Origin of the sequence: Micromonospora sp. M42 (assembly GCF_000568915.1) — a bacterium.
In the GTDB taxonomy this organism is placed as follows: domain Bacteria; phylum Actinomycetota; class Actinomycetes; order Mycobacteriales; family Micromonosporaceae; genus Micromonospora; species Micromonospora chalcea.
In genome coordinates this window covers 5,291,759-5,312,784 of record NZ_KK037233.1, presented here as the reverse complement: position 1 = coordinate 5,312,784, position 21,026 = coordinate 5,291,759, and the positions used below count along the sequence as shown (strand labels likewise).

General features: G+C 72.4%; 18 protein-coding genes and 1 pseudogene. 8 read left to right on the top strand and 11 right to left on the bottom strand.

All coding sequences use genetic code 11. The features are described from left to right. Positions 1-63: 63 nt before the first annotated feature. Both MCBG_RS24520 and MCBG_RS24515 read right to left on the bottom strand, forming a co-directional pair. Entirely contained in the window at positions 64-3,060 is a 2,997-nt protein-coding gene (locus MCBG_RS24520; RefSeq protein WP_222949565.1) for a UPF0182 family membrane protein, read from the bottom strand. A gap of 127 nt (positions 3,061-3,187) precedes the next feature. Next, on the bottom strand, positions 3,188-4,201 hold the full coding sequence (locus MCBG_RS24515; protein WP_181373802.1) for a YlbL family protein: 1,014 nt from the start codon (positions 4,199-4,201) through the stop codon (positions 3,188-3,190). A 115-nt stretch (positions 4,202-4,316) separates the two neighbouring features. On the opposite strand from MCBG_RS24515, the gene MCBG_RS24510 reads away from it, so the two are divergent. Continuing rightward, the gene (locus MCBG_RS24510; protein WP_082931089.1) at positions 4,317-5,588 is read left to right on the top strand and encodes a zinc-dependent metalloprotease; all 1,272 of its coding nucleotides are present in this window, start codon (positions 4,317-4,319) and stop codon (positions 5,586-5,588) included. 173 nt (positions 5,589-5,761) lie between these two features. Here MCBG_RS24510 and MCBG_RS24505 read toward each other — a convergent pair. Together MCBG_RS24505 and MCBG_RS24500 are read right to left on the bottom strand one after the other, a co-directional pair. Continuing rightward, positions 5,762-6,372: pseudogene (locus MCBG_RS24505) on the bottom strand (hypothetical protein). Between the two features lie 115 nt (positions 6,373-6,487). Next, positions 6,488-7,009 carry a M48 metallopeptidase family protein gene (locus MCBG_RS24500; protein ID WP_043328464.1) on the bottom strand — a complete coding sequence of 174 codons (522 nt, stop codon included), beginning with the start codon at positions 7,007-7,009 and terminating at the stop codon, positions 6,488-6,490. 471 nt (positions 7,010-7,480) lie between these two features. Here MCBG_RS24500 and MCBG_RS34350 point away from each other — a divergent pair, with 471 nt between their 5' ends. The 3 genes from MCBG_RS34350 (at position 7,481) to MCBG_RS24490 (ending at position 10,287) form a co-directional block, all read left to right on the top strand. After that, on the top strand, positions 7,481-7,648 hold the full coding sequence (locus MCBG_RS34350) for a DUF5679 domain-containing protein (RefSeq protein ID WP_007464795.1): 168 nt from the start codon (positions 7,481-7,483) through the stop codon (positions 7,646-7,648). 169 nt (positions 7,649-7,817) lie between these two features. Continuing rightward, the gene (locus tag MCBG_RS24495; RefSeq protein WP_140946507.1) at positions 7,818-8,930 is read left to right on the top strand and encodes a TOMM precursor leader peptide-binding protein; all 1,113 of its coding nucleotides are present in this window, start codon (positions 7,818-7,820) and stop codon (positions 8,928-8,930) included. A gap of 10 nt (positions 8,931-8,940) precedes the next feature. Next, entirely contained in the window at positions 8,941-10,287 is a 1,347-nt protein-coding gene (locus MCBG_RS24490; RefSeq protein ID WP_030503671.1) for an ABC1 kinase family protein, read from the top strand. A 317-nt stretch (positions 10,288-10,604) separates the two neighbouring features. On the opposite strand, the gene MCBG_RS24485 is transcribed toward MCBG_RS24490, so the two are convergent. The 3 genes from MCBG_RS24485 to MCBG_RS24480 all read right to left on the bottom strand — a co-directional run bounded on the left by MCBG_RS24485 (position 10,605) and on the right by MCBG_RS24480 (position 13,609). Continuing rightward, positions 10,605-10,970: a WhiB family transcriptional regulator gene (locus MCBG_RS24485; RefSeq protein WP_030503670.1), complete on the bottom strand. Its 366-nt coding sequence runs from the start codon at positions 10,968-10,970 to the stop codon at positions 10,605-10,607. A 131-nt stretch (positions 10,971-11,101) separates the two neighbouring features. After that, positions 11,102-11,356, bottom strand: a complete 255-nt coding sequence (locus tag MCBG_RS32030) for a hypothetical protein (protein WP_082931090.1) — start codon at positions 11,354-11,356, stop codon at positions 11,102-11,104. A 129-nt stretch (positions 11,357-11,485) separates the two neighbouring features. Continuing rightward, positions 11,486-13,609 (bottom strand): ATP-dependent DNA helicase UvrD2, encoded by a 2,124-nt coding sequence (locus MCBG_RS24480; protein WP_043328460.1) that lies wholly within the window; start codon positions 13,607-13,609, stop codon positions 11,486-11,488. A gap of 91 nt (positions 13,610-13,700) precedes the next feature. Between MCBG_RS24480 and MCBG_RS24475 the strand changes: the two genes are divergently transcribed. After that, entirely contained in the window at positions 13,701-13,943 is a 243-nt protein-coding gene (locus MCBG_RS24475) for a mycoredoxin (RefSeq protein ID WP_043328458.1), read from the top strand. Positions 13,944-14,000: 57 nt separating this feature from the next. Here MCBG_RS24475 and MCBG_RS24470 read toward each other — a convergent pair whose 3' ends face one another. Further along, a complete protein-coding gene (locus tag MCBG_RS24470) occupies positions 14,001-15,254 on the bottom strand; it encodes an MFS transporter (protein WP_043328456.1) in 1,254 nt (417 codons plus the stop codon). A 205-nt stretch (positions 15,255-15,459) separates the two neighbouring features. On the opposite strand from MCBG_RS24470, the gene MCBG_RS24465 reads away from it, so the two are divergent. The 3 genes from MCBG_RS24465 (at position 15,460) to MCBG_RS24455 (ending at position 17,218) form a co-directional block, all read left to right on the top strand. Then, positions 15,460-16,440, top strand: a complete 981-nt coding sequence (locus MCBG_RS24465) for a helix-turn-helix domain-containing protein (RefSeq protein WP_030503665.1) — start codon at positions 15,460-15,462, stop codon at positions 16,438-16,440. Between the two features lie 71 nt (positions 16,441-16,511). Next, a complete protein-coding gene (locus MCBG_RS24460; RefSeq protein ID WP_043328454.1) occupies positions 16,512-16,751 on the top strand; it encodes a DUF397 domain-containing protein in 240 nt (79 codons plus the stop codon). Between the two features lie 197 nt (positions 16,752-16,948). Then, positions 16,949-17,218: a hypothetical protein gene (locus MCBG_RS24455; RefSeq protein WP_043328453.1), complete on the top strand. Its 270-nt coding sequence runs from the start codon at positions 16,949-16,951 to the stop codon at positions 17,216-17,218. Between the two features lie 184 nt (positions 17,219-17,402). Here the strand turns inward: MCBG_RS24455 and nudC are convergent, their stop codons facing one another. From nudC to MCBG_RS24440, 3 genes are read right to left on the bottom strand one after another with little or no spacing between them, the layout of a single operon-like run. Next, positions 17,403-18,350, bottom strand: coding sequence for an NAD(+) diphosphatase (gene nudC, locus MCBG_RS24450; protein ID WP_043328451.1), 948 nt, complete (start codon positions 18,348-18,350; stop codon positions 17,403-17,405). Next, positions 18,347-19,690 (bottom strand): M16 family metallopeptidase, encoded by a 1,344-nt coding sequence (locus MCBG_RS24445; RefSeq protein ID WP_043328450.1) that lies wholly within the window; start codon positions 19,688-19,690, stop codon positions 18,347-18,349. The genes nudC and MCBG_RS24445 overlap by 4 nt, the downstream gene beginning before the upstream one ends. After that, positions 19,687-20,997, bottom strand: coding sequence for a M16 family metallopeptidase (locus MCBG_RS24440; protein WP_043328449.1), 1,311 nt, complete (start codon positions 20,995-20,997; stop codon positions 19,687-19,689). Before MCBG_RS24440 ends, MCBG_RS24445 begins: the two co-directional genes overlap by 4 nt. Positions 20,998-21,026: the final 29 nt, after the last annotated feature.

Sequence of the window (21,026 nt, the reverse complement as noted above, 5' to 3'; positions counted from 1 at the left end):
ACGAGCCCGGGTCCGGGTGACCGTTGCGGTCCCGGACCACGGGCTCGTGGTGTCGGCTCGGCGTCAGCCGCTCGGCGTGGGCGCGGGCGACGTGGGCGCCGGCGGTGAGGCGCTGCCCGACGGCGCCGGGTTGCCCGAGCCGCCGGCCGCGGACTGTGCCTGCTGGAACGCGCTCATCGCCTCGTCCAGCGCCTTCAGCGCGCGCCCGTACCGCTCGAAGTCACCGGACGCCTGCGCGGCCTTGACCTCGCTGATCGCGGTCTGCACCCGGGCCGCCGCCTGGGCCAGTTCGCCGGTCGCCGGCGGGGTGTTGTTGTCACCCCCGGTCGGCGTCGGCGTCGGCGTCGGCGTCTCGTTGTCGTCGGTGCTCGGCGGCGGGTTGTTGTTCGGCGCCCGCTTGCCCTGTTCGACGAGCTGCTTGATGCCGTCGTTGAGGTTGTTGGCGAGCACCACGTACGAGCCGCCGTCACCGTAGGAGAGCAGCACCTTCTGCAGCAGCGGGTACGCGTCCTGGTTGCTGCTCTTCACGTAGACCGGCTCGACGTAGAGCATGCCGTCGGCGAACGGCAGCGAGAGCAGGTTGCCGTACTGCACCTGGGCCTGGTTCGAGGAGAGCAGGTTGAGCTGCTGCCGGATGTCGCCGTTGTTCGTCATCTGCTGGTGCACCTGCGTCGGCCCGGAGATCCGGGTCTGGTCCGGCAGCTCCAGCACCTCCAGTTGTGGCTTGCCGTCGACGTACGAGCCGGAGACCAGCGCGGCGAGGTTCTGCCGCCCGTTCGGGGTGACCGCGGAGGTCAGCTGGAAGCGTGGCCCCTCCTGCCCGGGGAACTGGGTGAAGAGGTAGTACGGCGGCTGCTTCTGCCCGCTGTCCGGCGCGTCCGGCACGTTCGGCACCTGCCAGAAGTCCTGGCCGGAGTAGAAGTCGCCGGGGTCGGTGACGTGGAACTTGGTGAGCAGGTTGCGCTGCACCTTGAACATGTCCGCCGGGTAGCGGAAGTGCTCGGCCAGCTCGGCCGGGATGTCGCCCTTGGGCAGCACCAGGTCACCGCCGAACGCCTTGTTCCACGCCTTGAGGACCGGGTCGGTGTCGTCGTACGAGTAGAGCTTGACCGTGCCGTCGTAGGCGTCGACAGTCGCCTTCACCGAGTTGCGGATGTAGTTGACGTTCTCCCGGGCGAGCTGGAACGTGCCCCGGCCGGTCAGCTCGTCGGCGGTCTCCGCCTGGAGGTTGACCCGCTCGGCGTACGGGTAGGTCGCCGCCGTGGTGTAGCCGTCGATGATCCACAGGACCCGGCCGTTCACGACCGCCGGGTACGGGTCGCCGTCGAGCGTGAGGAACGGGGCGACCTTCTCCACCCGGTCACGCGGGTTGCGCACGTAGAGCAGCTTCGAGTTCTCGTTGACCGCCTCGGAGAGCAGGAAGTTCGGCTCCTGCTCCTTGATCGAGTAGAGCAGGCGGCGGGGGAACGAACCGATCTTGACGCCACCCTCGCCGCTGTAGGTGTAGTACTGCTCGCCACCGGTGGAGGTGGGCCGGTCGAACTCGACGTTGCGGTCGCCGTTCTGGCCGACGATCGCGTAGTCCCCGGGCTCCATCCGCTCGCCGTAGTAGATCCGCGGCTGCTGGGCCGGGATCTCCTCGGCCGGCGAGGAACACGCCTCCTGCGCCTTCTCACCCAGGAAGCCGGAGACGAAGTACGGCTGACCGCCGCAGACCACCTGGTTCGCCGGGGCGGCCACCAGGCCGTACCCGTGGGTGTAGACGGTGTGGCGGTTGATCCAGTTGCTCTGCTGGTCGGTCAGCTCGCCGTAGTTGATCTCACGGACGCCGACCACGTAGTCGGAGGTCTTGTCCTTGACCGAGTACCTGTCGATGTCCAGCTTCGAGCCGAAGTCGTAGAAGCCACGTACCTGCTGGAGCTGGGTGTACGTCTCGGAGACCAGCTGCGGGTCGAGCAGCCGGATGTTCTGCACCACCGAGGTGTCGGTGGCCAGGCTGGCGGGTGGAACGAGGTTGCTCGCCGCGTACGGTGTGGTCTTCGTGCCTTCGAGGCCGAACGCGGTGCGGGTGGCCTTGATGCTGCGTTCGATGTACGGCGCTTCCTTGTCCCGGGCGCTCGGCTTGACCTCGAACGTCTGCACGGCCCACGGGTAGATGCCGCCGATCGCGACCGCGGAGACGCCGAGCAGGGCGAGCGAGATGCCCGGCCAGACCAGGTTCCGCATGACCGCGTTGGAGAACACGATGATCGCCAGCGCCACCAGGACGGAGATCCAGGCGAGGATCTCCTTCGCCGGCAGCAGCGCGTTGACGTCGGCGTAGCCGGCGCCGTAGAGCTTGGCGCTGTCGTTGTACTCCAGCAGCATGGCCCGCCGGTCCAGCACGTACGCGACGGCCTTGAGCAGCACGAAGAACGCGACCAGCGAGCTGAGGTGGGCGCGGGCGGCGTTCGTCATCCGGTCGCCGACGCCCTGCAGCCGCACCCCGCCGAAGATGTAGTGCACGGCGAGCGCGCCGAGCAGGGACAGCACGACGGCGGTGAAGCCGACGCCGAGCAGGTAGCGCCAGAACGGGAGCTGGAAGACGTAGAAGCCGACGTCGATGCCGAACTCGGGGTCCTTCACGCCGAAGTCGCCGCCGTTGCGGAACAGCAGCCACTGGCTCCACCGGCTCTGCGCGGACAGGCCGGCGAACAGCCCGACGACGGCGGCGGCGAGCGCGATCCAGGTGCCGAGGCGAGGGCTCAGGAGCATCCGGTAGCGCTCCAGCGTGGCCTGCTCGGCCGAGTGCGGGCGCATCCGGGGTCGCAGCCGGTAGGCGAGCCAGAGGTTGCCGGCCACGATCAGCGCCATGCCGACGCCGACCACCAGGAACAGCAGCAGCCGGGTGGCGAGCACGCCGGTGAAGACCTGGGTGTAGCGGACCTCGTTGAACCAGAGCCAGTCCGTCCATGCGTTGACGCCCCAGCCGAGCAGGGTGAACAAGACGAACACCCCGATCAGGACACCGATGGTGACGCGTCCGCGTCGGCTCATCCTCGGCAAGGGACTGCTACGCATGACCACTGTTGGCTCCGCACGCTCGATGTGATCGGCTCCGACCAGGCACCAAGAGTACGGGGTCATCCTGAGCACGTCGGGTCAAGGTCACGTCACGATCGGCACAGCAGTCGTGGTCCCGGCCGGTTCAGCAGCGCGTCGGCTGCCCCCCGGTACGCAGCGCCTCGAGTGCCTTCAATGCCTCGTCCAGCGTGGCGACCTTCAGCATCGGCAGGCCCGGCTGCGGGTTGCGGACGGCCTCGGCGCAGTTGTCGGCGGGCACCAGGAACGCGTTCGCGCCGGCCTCCTTGGCGCCGACGAGCTTCTGCGCGATACCGCCGATCGGGCCGACGCGGCCCTCGTCGTCGATGGTGCCGGTACCGGCGATGATCTTGCCGCCGGTCAGGTCGGCCGGCTCCAGCTTGTCGATGATGCCGAGCGAGAACATCAGCCCGGCGCTCGGCCCGCCGATGTCCCCCAGGTCGATCTTGAGGGTGAACGGGTGCGGCTGCTGCTGGTCGATCTCCACGCCGATCCGCGGCCGGCCGTCCTGCTCCTGGCTGGTCACCGTGGCCGTGCCCGGGGTGTCGCCACGGGTGTAGCCGATCCGCAGCGCGGTGCCGGCCGGCTTCGACCGGATCAGCTCGGTCAGCTTGGCCGCGCTCGTCACCGGCACCCCGTCGACCGAGGTGAGCACGTCGTCGGGGCGCAGCACGTCGGCCGACGGCCCGCCCGCCGTGACCGCCTTGACCAGCACCTTGATCGGGTAGCCCAGCTCACGCAGGGCCGCCGTCTCGGCGCTGGTCTGCGAGTTCTGGAAGTCCTCCGCGTTGCGCTTCTCGACCTCCTCCTGCGACTGCCCCGGCGGGTAGACCAGCTCGCGCGGCACCACCGCCTCGTCCGAGGAGAACCATCCGGCCAGCGCCGACCGGAGCCGCACCGTCGGCTGCACGCCGACCGTGGTGAGCCGGAGCTGACCGGCGGACGTCGACGTCGAGCGGCCGGTCACCTGGATGACCTCCTTGCCGTCCTCGGTGCCCAGCGTGTTCACCGTCGGACCCGGGCCGAGCACCACGTACGGCAGCGGCACGCTCAGCACACCGACGCTGAGCAGTGCGGTGAGCAGGGCACCGAGCAGGACGGTCACGCCGCGACGTCTCATGCGCCAGAGCGTACCGATCCGCGCCCCGCCGCCCGGCGCGGTGACCCGAGGACTTCGCCCTCAGCGCAACGCCGAGTGGCACGACCTGCGGCGGGGCCCGCGTACCGTAGACGTCGTGCCTGATATTCCGTTCGGTTTCGCGCTCCCGGGTGGTCAACCACCGGACCCCAACGATCCCGCGGCGATGCAGCAGTTCATGTCGCAGTTGCAGCACCTGCTCTCGGCGCCGGGCAGCGGGCCGGTCAACTGGGACCTGGCCCGGCAGGTAGCCGCCAGCCAGCTCGCCGCCGCCGGCGACCCGGCGGTGTCGCCGTTCGAACGCAACGCGGTCGAGGAGGCGCTGCGCATCGCCGACCTCTGGCTCGAGCCGGCGACCTCGTGGCCCTCCGGCATCCGCACCTCGGTCGCCTGGAACCGCAACGAGTGGATCTTCAAGACGCTCGACGTGTGGCGCAAGCTCTGCGACCCGGTCGCCAGCCGGATGGTCGGCGCGATGGGCGACCTGGTGCCGCCGGAGGCCCGCGCCCAGCTCGGCCCGATGCAGTCGATGGTCGCCACGCTGGGCGGCGCGCTCTTCGGCGGCCAGCTCGGCCAGGCGCTCGGCTCGCTCGCCGCCGAGGTGCTCTCCGCCGGTGACATCGGCCTGCCGCTCGGCCCCGCCGGCACCGCCGCGCTCGTCCCCGCCAACATCAAGGCGTACGGCGAGGGCCTGGAGCTGCCCGAGGACGAGGTACGCCTCTACGTGGCCCTGCGCGAGGCCGCCCACCAGCGGCTGTTCCAGCACGTGCCGTGGCTGCGCGGGCACGTGCTGACGGCGGTGGAGAACTACGCCGCGGGCATCCGGGTCAACCGGGAGGCGATCGAGGAGGCGATGGGCCGGGTCGACCCGACCGACCCGGAGTCGATGCAGGCGATCGCGCTGGAGGGCATCTTCACGCCCGAGGACACTCCTGCGCAGAAGGCGTCGCTGGCCCGGCTGGAGACCGTACTCGCCCTGGTCGAGGGCTGGGTCTGCCACGTCGTCGACAGCGCCGCCGGTGACCGCCTCCCCAACGTCGTACGCCTCGGCGAGGCGTTCCGCCGCCGCCGCGCCGCGGGTGGCCCGGCCGAGCAGACGTTCGCCGCGCTCGTCGGTCTCGAACTGCGGCCCCGCCGGCTGCGCGAGGCCACTGTGCTGTGGGCGGCGCTGACCGAGCACCGCGGCATCGCCGGCCGGGACGCGATCTGGGGCCACCCGGACCTGCTGCCCTCCGACGACGACTTCGCCGCGCCGGAGGCGTTCGCCACGACCAGCACCGATCTCGACGACGAGCTGGCGAACTTCGACTTCTCCGCGCCGGGCGCCCCGGAGGAGAAGTCCCCCGGCGAGGACGACGACAAGCGCTGACGCAGCACACCCCCGGGCCCGGCCCGCCCCGCCCCGGCCCGGCCCGGCCCGGCCCGGCCCGTCGATCTTGGAGTTGTGGCGCCCAGGATGCCCGGGTAGCGACGTTTGTCAGGCACCACAACTCCAAGATCGGCGGAGTGGCCGGATGCGCGGCGAGGTAGTGGGGGTACGGGTCAGACGGGGCGGCCGGACAGCAGGGCCCGGGTGGCCTCCCAGCCCTCGACGGCCGGGTCGAGCGCGGCCAGGTCGGCGGGACCGCGCATCCGGCGCCAGCCGGCGGTGACCGCCACGTCCCCCGGGCTCGGCGCGGCCCGGCGCACCTCGGCCGGCGCGGTCGTGTCCAGGTCCAGCGCCGGCAACCACGCCGGTACGGGCAGTCGAGCAGCCACTCCCAGCAGCCCGGTTTTCCGCCTCCCTCGACCGGGGCCACCGCCACCGGCCGGGTGGTCAGCGGCCGCAGCAGCTTGCCGAGCGTCAGCCCCGGCACGTCCGGCGCGTCCGCCGCCACCACTGCCCCCTGGTCGTAGCCCGCAGCGGCGAGCGCCGCGAACACCGCGTTCGGCGTCGGCTCCGGCACCTCGTACACCGGGGTGCCGGGCCAGACCACGGCGTCGGCCAGCCAGCGGTCCCGCGCGGCGACCGCGACGGCGGTCTCCACCTCGTTCAGCGTGACCAGCAGGTCCACCACGTCCTCGGCGAGGGCGGTACGCCATCGCGCCGGCTCGATTCCGGGCGGCGTCCAGGTCACCGGGCCGAGCAACGCCACCACCACACGTCGCGACATTCGCCGACCTTAACCCCACCCCACACGCGATCATGAAGTTGACGGTGACGAAACGGACGGATCACCAGGTCAACTTCATGATCGACCGCGCGGGCGCCAGAGGGCGGGGGCGCGGTCAGGGGATGGCGGCGGTGGCGGCCACGCCCTCCAGGTAGCCGCGCGCCCGCTCCGAGCGCGGGTACCGGGCGACCAGCGCCCAGAACTCGGCGTTGTGACTGGGCACGATGAGGTGCGTCAGCTCGTGCAGGAGGACGTAGTCGATCACCCAGTCGGGCATGTCCTGGATCCGGTGCGAGATCCGGATGGTGCGGTCGGCGGGGGTGCAGGAGCCCCAGCGGCCGTTCTGGTTGGTCACCCAGCGCACGCTCGCGGGCACGGCGGCCGAGCCGTACTCGGGAAGGTAGCTGTCGATCAGGCGGCGGGCGCGGGCGAGCAGTTCGGCGTCCGAGCGGGCGAGCCGGCCCTCGCGGGCGGCGAGCCGGGCCAGCATCCGGTCGACCCACTCGCTCTCCTCGGCCCGGGAGAACTGGTCGGGGATCAGCACGACGACGCGCTCCCCGTCCCGGTACGCGGACACCGTGCGCCGCCGGCGCTGACTGCGCCGTACCTCGACGACGGGCTTCCGCGTCACGGCCATTACCGGCCCGCGCAGCCTCGGTTGACTGTCACGATGGAAAGCTAATGCGTACTGACCAGGACTCCGCAAGAGTCAACACGACGACACGCGCCCGGAAAATGGCGGTTGATTGTCAGGAGTCCAGAAAAAATTCTTTGCGCTGGTAGATGACCATCACCAACCGACCCTCTGCAACGTTAAGTGATCTACGGTGAGTGACCGGCGTCAGGGGCACACGAAGGGGATCTGGGCGCTTTTACCCGGCGTGTCCGCGCGAAACTGACTTATCCGACGTAACTCGGCATGCACACTCTCGACGTCGACTAGCTCACAGAGTCGGCGTACAGCTGACATGGAACCGCCCAGACCTGGGTAGGGTCCGCCAACCACGGTCAGGTGACTGATCGCGGAGAACCCCCCGGCGCCGACGTCACGTTCGGCCGCAGGGAGACCGCCGGGACAACCTCCGGCGGACGAGACGAGGAGGCTACCGTGGCCGACCAGGCCCAGACCTACAACGGTTACTGCGTCAAGTGCAAGGAGAAGCGGGACTTCGAGGGGCACGTGGAGGTCTCGAAGACCGGCATGAACATGGCCAAGGGCAAGTGCCCGGTGTGCGGCACAACAGTGAACCGCATCCTGGGCAAGGCCAAGGTCTGACCGCTCCACGGGGAGGGCGGCCCTCGGCCGCCCTCCCCGTCGGGTAACCGACACAGTTACCCGCCAGTTGTGGAAAACCGGCGAGATCCTGTGGACAAGGCTGGCCACGGCTCGCCGCACCTGTGGACAACGAACGACGGAGCGCTTGGAGACGGTCACTATCGGTGCCGTGACCGATCCGACACCGCTCGTCCGTCCGATCCTGCTGCCCGGCCTGACCCGGCTCTGGCGCGACCGCCACACGCTCCAACTCGGTGAGCTGCCCGGCCGGGCGGTGCTGCTGGAGATGTCCTCGCCGGGCACGGCCCGCCTGCTCGACCTGCTCGACGGCACCCGCAGCGAACGCGCCGTGCTGGCCGAGGCCGGCGCCGCCCGGGTGCCGCCCGACGAGGCACGCGCGCTGCTCGACACGCTCCGCGACGCCGGCCTGGTGGTGCCCGCGCAGGCCCTTTTCCCCCGTGACCTCGCCGGCGCGGTCCGGACCCGGTTGGCAGCCGAGGCCGCCGCGCTGGCGCTGACCTGCCCCGACCTGCCCGGCACACCGGCCCGGCTGCTGCGCCGCCGCCGGTCCGCCCGGGTGCTGGTCACCGGCACGGGACGACTCGGCGCGGCGGTCGCCGTCGCGCTGGCCCAGGCCGGCGTCGGGCACGTCGTACCCGATCTGGCCGGCCCGGTCGGCGTCGGCGACCTGGTCGGGACCGGCCTGACCGCCGCGGAGCTGGGCCGGCCGCTGGGCCCGGCGGTACGCGCGGCGCTGGAGCGGTGCGCGCCGGGCACTGCCACGACCCCGATCCGGGCGGCCCGGCCGGACCTGGTGGTGCAGCTCGGCGTGGACCGGCCGGCCGAGCTGCTGGCCACCGGGTACGCCCGCCGACGCCAGCCCCACCTGCTGCTCGACCTGCGCGGCGGCGTACCCGTGATCGGCCCGCTGGTCCGCCCACCCGTCGGTCCGTGCCTGCGCTGCCTCGACCTGCACCGCGGCGACCGGGACCCGGACTGGCCGGCGCTCGCCGCCCAGCTCGCCGCCGACCGGGGCGAGCGGGCCTGCGCCGCCACCACCCGGCTCGCCGCCGCCGCGTTCGCCACGGCCGAGGCGCTGGCCCAGCTCGACGGCGGCCACCCGGAGACGCTCGGCGGCGCGGTGGAGGTCGCAGCCCCGGGCCGGGTGCGTCACCGACGGTGGCCGCCGCACCCCTCCTGTGGCTGCTGCCGACGTCGCCCGATCCGGTCGGCCCCGGCCGCTCCCGGCCGCACGGCAGCAGCGAGGGCCCCGAGTCGGTAACAATGGCCGGGTGACCGACATCCCGCGCCGGGCCGTGTCCCGCACCGCCAAACTCGCCGCCCTGCCGCTCGGATTCGCCGGTCGAACCGTCCTCGGCATGGGCAAGCGGGTGACCGGGCTCGCGTCCGACGTCATCTCCGCCGAGATCCAGCAGCGCACCGCCGAGCAGCTGTTCAGCGTGCTCGGGCAGCTCAAGGGCGGGGCGATGAAGTTCGGCCAGGCCCTGTCGGTGTTCGAGGCGGCGCTGCCCGAGGAGGTGGCCGCACCCTACCGGCAGGCGCTCACCAAGCTCCAGGAGGCCGCCCCGCCGCTGCCGGCGGCGACAGTGCACAAGGTGCTCGCCGAGCAGCTCGGCCCGGACTGGCGCGACCGGTTCGTCGAGTTCAACGACACCCCGGCCGCGGCGGCCAGCATCGGCCAGGTGCACCGCGCCCTCTGGCGCGACCCCGGGTACGGCCCGAACGGCGGCCCGCAGCACCGGGACGTGGCCGTGAAGATCCAGTACCCGGGCGCAGGTGACGCCCTGCTCGCCGACCTCAAGCAGCTCTCCCGGCTCGGCGGCATGTTCCGGGCGATCCAGCCGGGGCTGGACGTGAAGCCGCTCCTGGCCGAGCTGCGCGAGCGCATCACCGAGGAGCTGGACTACGAGCTGGAGGCGGAGTCGCAGCGGGCGTTCGCCGCCGCGTACGCCGACGACCCGGACATCTTCATCCCGGAGGTGCTCGACGCCGCGCCCCGGGTGCTGATCACCGAGTGGGTGGAGGGCATCCCGCTGTCCCAGATCATCCGGGAGGGCACCGAGGAGCAGCGCGACGAGGCCGGCCGGCTGATGGCCGAGCTGCACCTGTCCGCGCCGGAGCGGGCCGGGTTGCTGCACGCCGACCCGCACCCGGGCAACTTCCGGCTGCTGCCGGACGGGCGGCTCGGCGTGATCGACTTCGGCGCGGTGGCCCGGATGCCGCAGGGCACGCCGGAGCCGATCGGCCGGATCGCGGCGCTCGCGCTGAACGGCGACGCCGACGCCGTGGTGGAGGGGCTGCGCGCCGAGGGCTTCGTCAGCCGCACCGAGTCGATCGACGCCCCGGCGGTGCTCGACTTCCTGCGTCCGATGCTGGAGCCGATCGCGGCCGACGAGTTCCGCTTCACCCGGGCCTGGCTGCGCGCCGAGGCGACCCGGCTGGCCAGTCCCCGCTCCCCCGCGTACCAGCTCAGCCGCCAGCTCAACCTGCCCCCGTCGTATCTGATGATCCACCGGGTCACGCTGGGTTCGATCGGCGTGCTCTGCCAGCTGGAGGCGAAGGCGTCCTACCGGTCGATCCTGGAACGCTGGCTGCCCGGCTTCGCGCCGGTGCCCTGAGCACCGGCTGGGCACGGAACAGGCGAAGGGGCGGTGACCAGCAGGTCACCGCCCCTTCCTCACGCGATCGTTCTACAGGACGCCCAGGTCGCGTGCCGACTGGCTGCGACTCCGCATGGCGACGGTACGGGCGGAACGGGTTGCCTCAGTGCTCGTGGTGGTGCGACCGGCCTGAGGCCGGCGCATTCGGGCCCTGGACAACGCTTCGTGGAGTAGTTGCATCTCGAATCCGTTCGGCAGGTTCAGCATCAGAATTTCTCTCTCAGGTCGGCCGGTGGAGGGACACCGGCATCGGTCGGTCTTGGAACGTAGGTGTGTCAGGCTGCCAGCCGGACGGCGCTACGCGACTCGGACAGCCCGCTGGCCGCCAGTCGCGCCTCCGCCTCGACCCGGAGCTGCGCGTCGCGGGCGAGGTCCTCCTTGCGCGGACGGCCACGGGGCCGCTTGCGCGGAACGACCGCGCCACGCTCGAAGATCTCGCCGCCCCAGACGCCCCAGGGCTCGGCTCGCTCGACCGCCCCGGCCAGGCACTCGACGCGCAGCGGGCAGTCCCCGCAGAGCGACTTGGCCAGCTCGAGCTCGGCGGGCGAGTCGGAGAACCACAGGTCGGGGTCGAACTTCCGGCAGGGCAGGTTCGCCTCCACGTCGACGCTCACGTCGAGGGGGGCCAACGCCAGACTCATCCTCCGGTCACCTCTCTCTCACTTCGATCTCGTGGATCGCATTCCGACGTACTTCGGCGGGACAAAAAACTGAGGCCGCGGATCCCGGTATGCGGGTTCCGCGGCCTCGAGGTGAGCCGGCGTCTGATGGATCAGACCGGTCTACCTCGAGGTGGAACGCCGCGGACATCCGTGCGCTTCTTGGCGCCATCGATGCCCTTGCCCGCGAAGCCACTGGTCCCCTCGACTCCGGCGATCGGCGCAACGGTCAGGTTCAGCTCGGCCTGAACCTGGACCTGGTGCACCTGCGGAGCCGACGGTCGAGCGGCGAGGGCCACCCGGACAGCCGACAGCGGAGCGACGGCAGACGGCATCGCCGCGAGACGCTCATAGTTGAAGATCTTCACTGGTGCCACCTCCCTACTCTCCTCGTGCCGACCGTGGACTCATCCCCGTTGAGCAGCCAGAACAGCGCCGCTCGCGAGGTGTGTCATGAGGCTATTCCTCGCCCTCGGGCGAGGGCAAACGATTTACGGCTAGTTTTCAGAAGTTTTCTGTGAGCAGACCTCGTCCACCGTGGCGCCCGCCACCAGGGCGAGGACCGTATCACCGTAAAGCCCGACTTTTCGGGGCCCGATCCCGGCGATCGCCACCAGTTCCTCGGTGCGACCGGGCTTCCGTTCGGCCAGCGCGGTGAGCGTGGCGTCGGTGAAGACCACGTACGCCGGCACCTTCTGCGCTCCCGCGACCCGCTGCCGCCAATCGCGCAGCCGCTCGTACAGCTCCTCGTCGATGTCCGACGGGCAGGTCGGGCAGCGGCCCAGTTTGCGGTCCGCGCCGGCGAGCAGCGTCGCGCCGCAGATCCGGCACGAGACCACCTGCGGCCGGCGCCGCTCGGCCCGCCGCGCCGGTCCGCCGCCGCCGGCCCGCTCGCCGCCGCCGGAGCGGTCGAGCTGCGGCAGGAACCGCGACGGCCGCCGGGCCCGCCCACCCGGCGAGCGCGCCGTGGCGTACGACAGCCAGAGCCACTCCCGGGCCCGGGTGATCCCGACGTAGAGCAGCCGCCGTTCCTCCTCGACCTGCTCCATGGTCTTCGCGTACGTGGTGGGCAGCGTGCCCTCGGCCAGCCCGACCAGGAACACCGCGTCCCACTCCAGCCCCTTCGCCGAGTGCAGCGACGCGAGCGTGACCCCCTCGACGGTGGGCACGTGCTGCTGGGCGGCCCGCCGGGCCAGTTCCTCGGTGAACCCGGTCAGCCCCGGCTCCGCCTCGGCGTCGGCGGCGTACTCCTCGGCGAGCTGGACCAGCGCGGCGAGCGCCTCCCACCGCTCGCGCGCGGCGCCGCCGGGCGGGGGCGCGTCGGGCGCCCAGCCGACCGCCGAGAGCCCTTCGACCACGGCGGCCGGCAGCGGCGTGTCGACGGACGCCGACCGGGTGGCGGCGCGCAGCGCGATCATCGCCTGGCGCACCTCGGGCCGTTCGAAGAACCGCTCCGCGCCCTGGAGCACGTACGGCACGCCGGCCTCGGAAAGCGCCTTCTCGTACGCCTCGGACTGCGCGTTGGTGCGGAACAGCACAGCGATCTCCCGCGCCGGGGTGCCGCCCGCGACCAGCGCCCGGCAGCGGGCAGCGACCGCGTTCGCCTCGGCCGGCTCGTCGGTGAAGATCCGCAGTTCCGGCTCCGGACCGGGCCGGCGCTGGCCGTGCAGCTCCAGCCGCAGCCGCGCCTCGGTGCCCCGCGCCTGGGAGATCACCGCGTTGGCCAGCCCGACCACCTGCGGGGTGGAGCGGTAGTCGCGGACCAGCCGGACCACTGTCGCGCCCCGGTGCAGCCGGGGGAAGTCGACCAGGTACGACGAGGTCGCGCCGGTGAACGAGTAGATCGTCTGGCTGGCGTCGCCGACCACTGTCAGGTCGTCCCGGCCACCCAGCCACGCCTCCAGCAGCCGCTGCTGGAGCGGGTTGACGTCCTGGTACTCGTCGACCACGAAGTGCCGGTACTGGTTGCGCACCTGCTCGGCGACGTCCGGGTGCTCCTCGATGCCCCAGACCGCGGCGCGCAGCATGTCCTCGAAGTCGATCACCCCGTTGCCGCGCTTGAGCCGCTCGTACGCGTCGAACACGTCGGCCACCCGGGCCGGCTCGTACGGCGTCTCGCGCAGCGCCTTGGCCGCGGCGACCACGTATTCCCCGGGCTCGACCAGCGACGACTTGGCCCATTCGATCTCGGCGGCGAGGTCGCGCGCGGCGGCCCGGTCGGCGCGCAGCCCGACCTTGGCGGCGGCGAGCGTGACCACCCGCACCTTGCTGTCCAGCAGCTCCGGCATGGCCCGCCCGGCCAGCAGCCGGGGCGCGAAGTAGCGGACCTGCCGCAGCGCCGCCGCGTGGAACGTGCGCGCCTGCACCCCCTGCACGCCGAGCACGGTGAGGCGGCTGCGCATCTCGGCCGCAGCGCGGGCGGTAAACGTGACCGCCAGCACGTGCCGGCCGGCGATGTCGCCGGTCAGCGCCCGGTACGCGATCCGCGACGTCACCGCCCGCGTCTTGCCGGTGCCGGCGCCGGCCAGGATGCAGACCGGCCCGGCCGGGGCGGTCACCGCGGACCGCTGCTCCGGATCCAGCCCGGCCAGCACCCGTTCCGCACCTGAGTGAACGCCCACAGCAGGGAATCATCCCAGCATCGTGTGACGTTGCAGCGGTTAGCCTGGCCTGATCGGACCGGGCGCGAGCCACCCCTTGGAGGACCAGACCATGCTGACGATGTATTCCACCCCGTGGTGCGGCTACTGCCACCGGCTGAAGTCGCAGCTCGACCGGGAGGGCATCGCGTACGAGGTGGTCGACATCGAGCAGGACCCCGCGGCCGCGGACTTCGTGATGAGCGTCAACGGCGGCAACCAGACCGTCCCGACGCTGCGCTTCGCCGACGGCAGCGCCCTGACCAACCCCTCGATCAACCAGGTCAAGCAGCACCTGGCCGCGCTGCCCGGCTGATCTTCCGCGACACTGCGAGCGGCTGTACCCGACCCGGGTACGGCCGCTCGCCGTCGTTCAGGAGCCGCCCCGACTGAGCACGCCGTCGTCGGCCGGCTTCCGGGGCCCCGGGATCCGCACCGGCCCGGCGACCGGCGCGCTCAGCCCGCGGCCCCGCCACAGGTAGAGGCCGGCCGCCGTGGTGACCGCCCCGACCACTGCGAACAGCAGCCGGTAGTCGAACACGCCGACGAGCAGCGCGCCGGTGCCGATGGAGAGCGCCTGCGGACCGCTGACCAGGGCCTCCGACGCCGCGGTGACCCGGCCGAGCAGCCGCGGCGGGGTCCGCCGCTGGATCAGCGTGTTCAACCCCACCATGGTCAGCGGTAGCGACAGGCCGGCCAGCAGCAGCGCCACCACCCCGAGCCACAACCGGGGGTACGCGAGCGCCAGCGCGGCCGGTCCGAAGAACGTCACCCCGGCGGCCAGCGCCCCGACTTCGCCGTACCGGCGGACCACGGCGGCCGAGAACAGGCCGCCGACCAGGCCGCCGACGCCCTGCACCATGACCAGCACGCCGACGAACGCGGCCTCGCGGCGCAGACCCAGGTCGACGTACGCGAAGATCAGCGACTCGGTGAAGCCCATCACCAGCGAGCCGAGCCCGTACCCGAGCAGCGCCCGGCGCAGCGCCGGCTCGCCGGTCAGGTGGCGCAGCCCGGCGCTCAGCTCGGACGGCCCGCGGCGGCCGGACCGGGACGGTTCCCGCTCCTGCGCCCGCAGCCGGCCGACCACCGCCGCGGCCACCAGGAATCCGGTCATGGCCAGGACGGCGAGCAGCCAGCCGCCGACGGCGGCGTAGACGCCCGCCCCGGCGAGCGGCCCGATCAGCCGCAGGCCCTGCCGGACCGTCTGCAGCAGTCCGTTCGCGTCGGCCAGCGACTCGGCCGGAACCAGATGCCGGATCAGTCCGTTGAGCACGGCGGCGAGGGTGATGTACGAGAGTCCGTAGAACGCCGCGACCACGTAGATCACCCAGACGTCGGAGCGGTCCCGGACCGTGAGCAGCGGACTGAGCAGCGCCGCGGCGACCAGGTTGGCGGCGATGAAGAAGGGTTTCCGGCGGTAGCGGTCGACCACCCAGCCGACGAGCGGGGCGAGGGCCATCGGTGCGATGACCGCGAAGATGGTCGCCCCCGCCATGCTGTCCGACCCGGTCAGATCCTTGACCCAGACGGCCAGGGCGAGCAGCAGCACCGACTCCGCCGCCATGCTCGCCACCACTGCGGCGAAGAGGAGACGGAAGTCGGGGCGGCGCAGGACGGTGCGCATCGGGTTGCCTCCGGCAGGGGTGCGCCACCAGGGGCGCGTCGGGGGTGGGCGCTGGTGAAGACACCCTCCACAGTCCTCTTTTTGTCTCGTGACACGCCCGTGCCGGAACCTCCGACGCCGGTCGCGACGTCCATACTGACCGTGGGGGGCGAATTTCATACAGTTACCGTCGCGTCCTGCGACGGTCGACGGGAAAGAGGACGCCGTGCCTCCTGCCGTACCAGGCCCGATTCTGCGCCGCCGTCGACTCGGCATCGAGCTGCGCCGGCTCCGCGAACAGGCCGGTCTGACCGGTGACCAGGTCATCGAGCGGATCGGCTGGGCCTCCGCATCCAAGTTGTCCCGCCTGGAGAACGGCCGCAGCCGGCCCGACCCGGACGACGTGGACGTGCTGTTGACGCTCTACGGCGCCGACGAGGAGCAGCGCGCGGAGCTGACCGGCATCACCCACGAGGCCGGCGACATGCGCGGCTGGCTGCGCAACTTCCCGGTGATGACCCAGCAGCAGCGCGCCTTCGCCGAGCTGGAGGCCGGCTGCGCGGAGATCTCCGAGTACAACCCGGTGCTGGTCCCGGGGCTGCTGCAGACGCCCGGGTACGCCCGGCACCGGATCATGTCGGCCGCGCAGGTCGCCGCCCAGGCCGGCGACCAGGAGCACGAGGACCCGGAGACCGAGGTACGCGCGCGGCAGGCCCGCCAGTCGCTGCTGACCCGCTCCCCCGACGTGCCCCGGTACACGGCCGTGCTGGAGGAGGCCGCCCTCGGCCGGCGGGCCGGCCCGCCGGAGGTGCTGCACGACCAGCTCGTCCACCTGTGCGAGATGGCCCTGCTCCCGAACGTGACGTTGCTGCTGCTGTTGCGGGACACTCGGGTCGGCGACTGGTACCTTCCGCCGACCGCGTTCTCGGTCTACCGGTTCGCCGATCCGCTCGATCCGGAGACATTGGCCATCGAAGGTGGGTTCACCGACGTCATGTCGACCGAGGTGAACACCCTAAATCGCTATAAAGTGGTGTTCGAGTGGCTATGCTCGTCGGCACTCTCCGCATCGGACACCCTCTCCTGGTTGATCGAGGCGACAGGACGGCTGACCGGCACGGCAGTCGAGTCCACGGCGGTGTACGGGCCGGCAACGGCGCCGACCCAGCGCCGCCGGGACTCGGGGCGCCTCACCACGGAGCGGTGATCCGGTAAGGACACCGTCCGCGCTCCGGCGTCGCTCGGTCCCATCGGAGCACCTCACCAGGAGCAAGCACCATGAACAAGATCTGTACCAGCACGACCGCCCTCTCGGGACAGCTCGTGGGCGCCGCCTGGCGCAAGAGCACCCGCAGCCAGACCTCCAACTGCGTGGAGGTCGCGCCGCTCGGCACCGGGCCGGCGACCATGGCGCTGCGGGACAGCAAGGACCCGAGCGGGCCGGTCCTGCTGTTCGACCGGGCCGGCTGGCTCGGCTTCCTCGCCGGAGCGAAGAACGGTCAGTTCGATCTGGACTGATCCGGCGAACGTTCGGGGCCGTCGGCGTCACGCCGGCGGCCCCCTCGCGTGTCCGGCCCCGACAACGGTGCTGACCTGGCATCCCCCGATCGGTCGAGGTGGCGCGTTCCACTTGTCGGGAGGACACATCGGCGTAACATGACGCGGGAGTGACGTGGAAGTTCCAGCGGGTAACCGTCCACTCTCCGGGGGACACCATGCGGTTCCTGATCGTCCGCACCGAGATCCGTACCGCCGCCGACGCCGACATCGCCGCCGCCTGGGCCGGTGGGGGCCGCCTGCGGGACGAGACGAGCACGCCGGAACCCCGCCGCCAGGTCGTCCACGCCGAGGACCGGGACGCCGCGCTCCTGCTCGCCCGAGCGCTGTCCGCCGTCGGGGCGGTACGCGCCGGCCGGCACCGGGTCAAGGTGCTGCCCATCGAGGACTCCGCACCGGGGCAGCCGTACCGCTGGCACGGTGGATGACCGGACGCTGACGTCCGTCGTGGCCGGACCGGCTTCCCCCGCCGATCATCGCCTCACCCGGCCACGACGGCCCGTGTTCCCGGCCCGCGACCGTCGCGGCAACGACGGTCCGGGCCGGGACCGTGCCCGCCCGGCCCTGCGCCCGCCAGCCGAAACGCCCCAACCCGACGGGCGGGCGGGCGGGTCAGCAGTGGCCGTCGAGCCAGCGGTGCACCAGGAACAGCGCGATCGACGACGGCGGCGGCAGGATCAGCCGGTCTCCCCCGCCCACCGGCACCGGCTCGCCGGCCAGCGCGGCCCCGATCTCCCGGCGGGTGAACCAGCGCGCGTGCGCGATCTCGGCCAGGTCGACCCGGATCGGCGCGTCGGGGTCGGCGCGGGCCAGGAAGCCGAGCATCAGCGAGCCGGGGAACGGCCAGGACTGGCTGCCCACGTACGCGATCTCCTCGACCGGGACGCCTACCTCCTCGCGGACCTCGCGGAGCACGGCGGCCTCGGCCGACTCGCCGGGCTCGACGTATCCGGCCAGGCAGGAGTAGCGGCGCTGTCCCGGGGTGCGCGGCCAGGCCGCGTTGTTGCCGAGCAGGCAGCGGCCGTCCGCTCCGTCCATGCCGTCGTGCACCAGCACGATCATGGCCGGGTCGGTACGCGGCCAGACCCGGTCGCCGCCCGGGTCGATCCGTGACCAGCCGGCCTCGTCGGCCTGCGTCGCCTTCCCGGTCGTGGACGAGTAGCCGTGCCGCTGGTGCCAGTTGAGCAGCGCCAGCGCGGTGGTGAACAGGCCCGCGTCCCGGTCGGTCATCAGGTGGCCGACCTCGCGCAGGTGCGCCGGGCGGGTCTCCGGCAGCGCCGGCAGCGGCCCGTCGACCGCGAAGACCGGCACGCCGTCCGGCTCGACGCCGAGGAACATCGGCACCGACCGGGGCACCTCGGGCAGGTCGCCGGGGCCGACCAGGACCAGTTCGGGTGGGCTCGCCACGCCCCGGACCAGGGCACGCCCCTCGGCGGCGGAGTCGAGCACCAGCACCCGCGCCCGCTCCCACGCCTCGGCCAGCCAGGCCGGGTCGGTACGCCGGTGGGCGGCCCGGTCGAGCGTGGACCGGGCCAGCGGCGGCGCGGGCTCGCCGCTCACGCGGATTCCGTACGCACCGGTGTCAGCGCGGCGAGCGAGTCGGCCACCCGTTCGGCGTCGCCGAGCACGACGGTGACCGCGCGGGCCGGCGCCAGGTAGCGGGCGGCCACCTCGGCCACGTCGTCCACAGTCGCGGCGGCGAGCCGGGCTGCGTGCTCGGCGAGGAAGTCCAGTCGCAGCCCGTTGCCGGCGTACGCGCTGGTCAGCGACGCGAGCCCGGCCTGGGTCGACATGCCGAGCTGGAGCGTGCCGAGCGCGTACTGGCGGGCCTGCTCCAGCTCGTCGGCCTTCGGCGGCACCGTGGCGAGTCGGCCCAGCTCGTAGTTCGTCTCCACCAGCGCCGCCGCTGTCACCTCGGTGGCCACCTCGGCGCCGGCGATGAGCACCGAACCGGCCACCGAGTGCTCGACGAGCGAGTGCGGCCCGTACGTGTAGCCCTTGTCCTCGCGGATGTTCTCCACCCAGCGGGAGGAGAAGTAGCCGCCGAAGATGAGGTTCGCCAGTTGCAGCGCGGCGTGGTCCGGGTGGGTACGGGGCACCGCGGGCAGCGCGAGGCGTACCGAGGACTGCACCGAGCCGGGCCGGTCGACGAGCAGCAGCGGCCCGGGTTCCAGCGGCGGCGCGGGCGGCAGTTCGGCGACGTGGCCGTCGCCGCGCCAGCCGGCGAGCGCCTGCTCGGCCGCGTCCAGCGCCCGCTCCGGCGCCACGTCGCCGACGAGCACGAGCACCGCCCCGGCCGGGTGCACCCGCTCGGCGTGCAGCCGGCGCAACGCGGCCGGGCGGACCGCCCGGACCTGGTCCGGGTCGGGCGTCTGCACGGCGTACGGGTGGCGGCCGTACACCCGCTTGAGCAGGGCGGTTCGGGCCAGGTGCGAGGGCTGGCTCTGGGCGACCTGGATGCGGTCGACCAGCCGGTCCCGTTCGGTCTCCACCCAGTCGGCCGGGTAGTTGGCGCCGGTGAGCACCTCGGCGAGCAGTTCCAGCATCCGGTCCAGGCCGGTGACCAGGCCCGCGCCGGAGAGCATCAACCGGTCCGGGTCGAGCCCGGCGGTCAGTCCGCCGCCGACCTTCTGCAGCTCGGCGGCGATCTCGGTGGCGCTGTGCGCCTGCGTGCCGGCGAGCATGGTCTGCGCCAGCATCGCGCCGCGGGCCAGGTGCGTGCGCCCGAACGGCATCCACAGTCGCAGCTCGACCAGCGGTACGGCGGAGCGGCGTACCGCGATCACGGTGAGGCCGTTGCGCAGCGTGCGCTCGGCCTGCTTGGGCACCTTGAGACGGCGGTTCGGGCGCAGCGCCGGAAGCGGCCGGACGGCGGTGGCGGTGGTCGTACTCGTGCTCATCGGGCTCCTCCGGCGACGACCTCGACGGACGCGCGGCGCTCGGGCCGCAGGGTGGCGGCGGCGGCGCGGACCTGGTCCTCGGTCACCGCGCCGACCAGCCGGGGCAGCTCGTTGAGCAGGCCCGGCTCGCCGCGCTGCTGTTCCAGCACGGCCATCCGCAGCGCCCGGCCGAGCACCGCGTCGGTGTCGCGCAGCAGGTGGGTGGCCATCCGGGCCTGGGTGCGCGCCAGCTCTCCGTCGGTCAGCCCGTCGGTCGCCAGCCGGTCCAGTTCCTCGTCGATGGTGCGCAGCACCTTGTCCACGTCGCCGCCGGGCGGCAGGTGCGCCTGGAGCAGCAGCGCGGTGGGGTCGCGCACGTCGAACGGGTCGCCCATGAAACCGACGTAGCCGCCGAGGCTGGTGACCGACCGGTCGCGCTGCACCAGCCGCTCGACCAGCCGGGACGCGTCGCCGTCGGTGAGCACCTCGGCCAGCACCACGTAGGGCAGGTAGCCGGCGAAGTCGTCGACCGGGTCGGGCACGCGCCACGCGCCGGCCACCGCCGGCAGCGGGGCCAGCGCGTCGGTGTACGTGCTGCGCCGCTCGGTGGTCAGGTCGGGCTCGGTGAAGTCGGGCCGCTGCGGGGCGGGACGGGCCGGGACGTCGCCGAAGTGCCGTTCGATGAGCGTGGTCGCCTCGGCCACGTCGATGTCGCCGCTGACCGCCAGTACGGCGTTGCCGCTGGCGTAGTAGCGGCGGAAGAAGTCGGCGGCGTCGGCCACCGTCGCCGACTCCAGGTCGTCGAAGGAGCCGTAGCCGTCGTGCGCGTTGGGGAAGGTGTCGAACATCACCGGGGGCAGCGTCAGCCAGGGGAACCCGCCGTACGGCCGGTTCAGCACGTTGACCCGGATCTCCTCCTTGACCACGTCGACCTGGTTGCGCAGGTTCTCCTCGGTCAGCCGGGGGCCGCGCATCCGGTCGGCCTCCAGGAACAGCGCGCGTTCCAGGGCGTTGGCGGGCAGCGTCTCGAAGTAGTCGGTGTAGTCCAGGTGGGTGGAGCCGTTGAACGTCCCGCCGGCGCCCTGGACGTGCCGGAAGTGGGCCAGCTTCTCCAGGTTCTCCGACCCCTGGAACATCAGGTGCTCGAAGAGGTGGGCGAAGCCGGTGCGTCCCTCCGGCTCGGAGCGGATGCCGACGTCGTAGACCACAGCCACCCCGATGACCGGGGCGCTGCGGTCCGGCGTGAGCACCACACGCAGGCCGTTGTCGAGGGTGAACCGTTCGGCCGGGTACTTCGTCGCTGGGATCTTCGCTCTCCGCGTGGACACGAGATCGACATTAGCGCTTCCGTACCGGC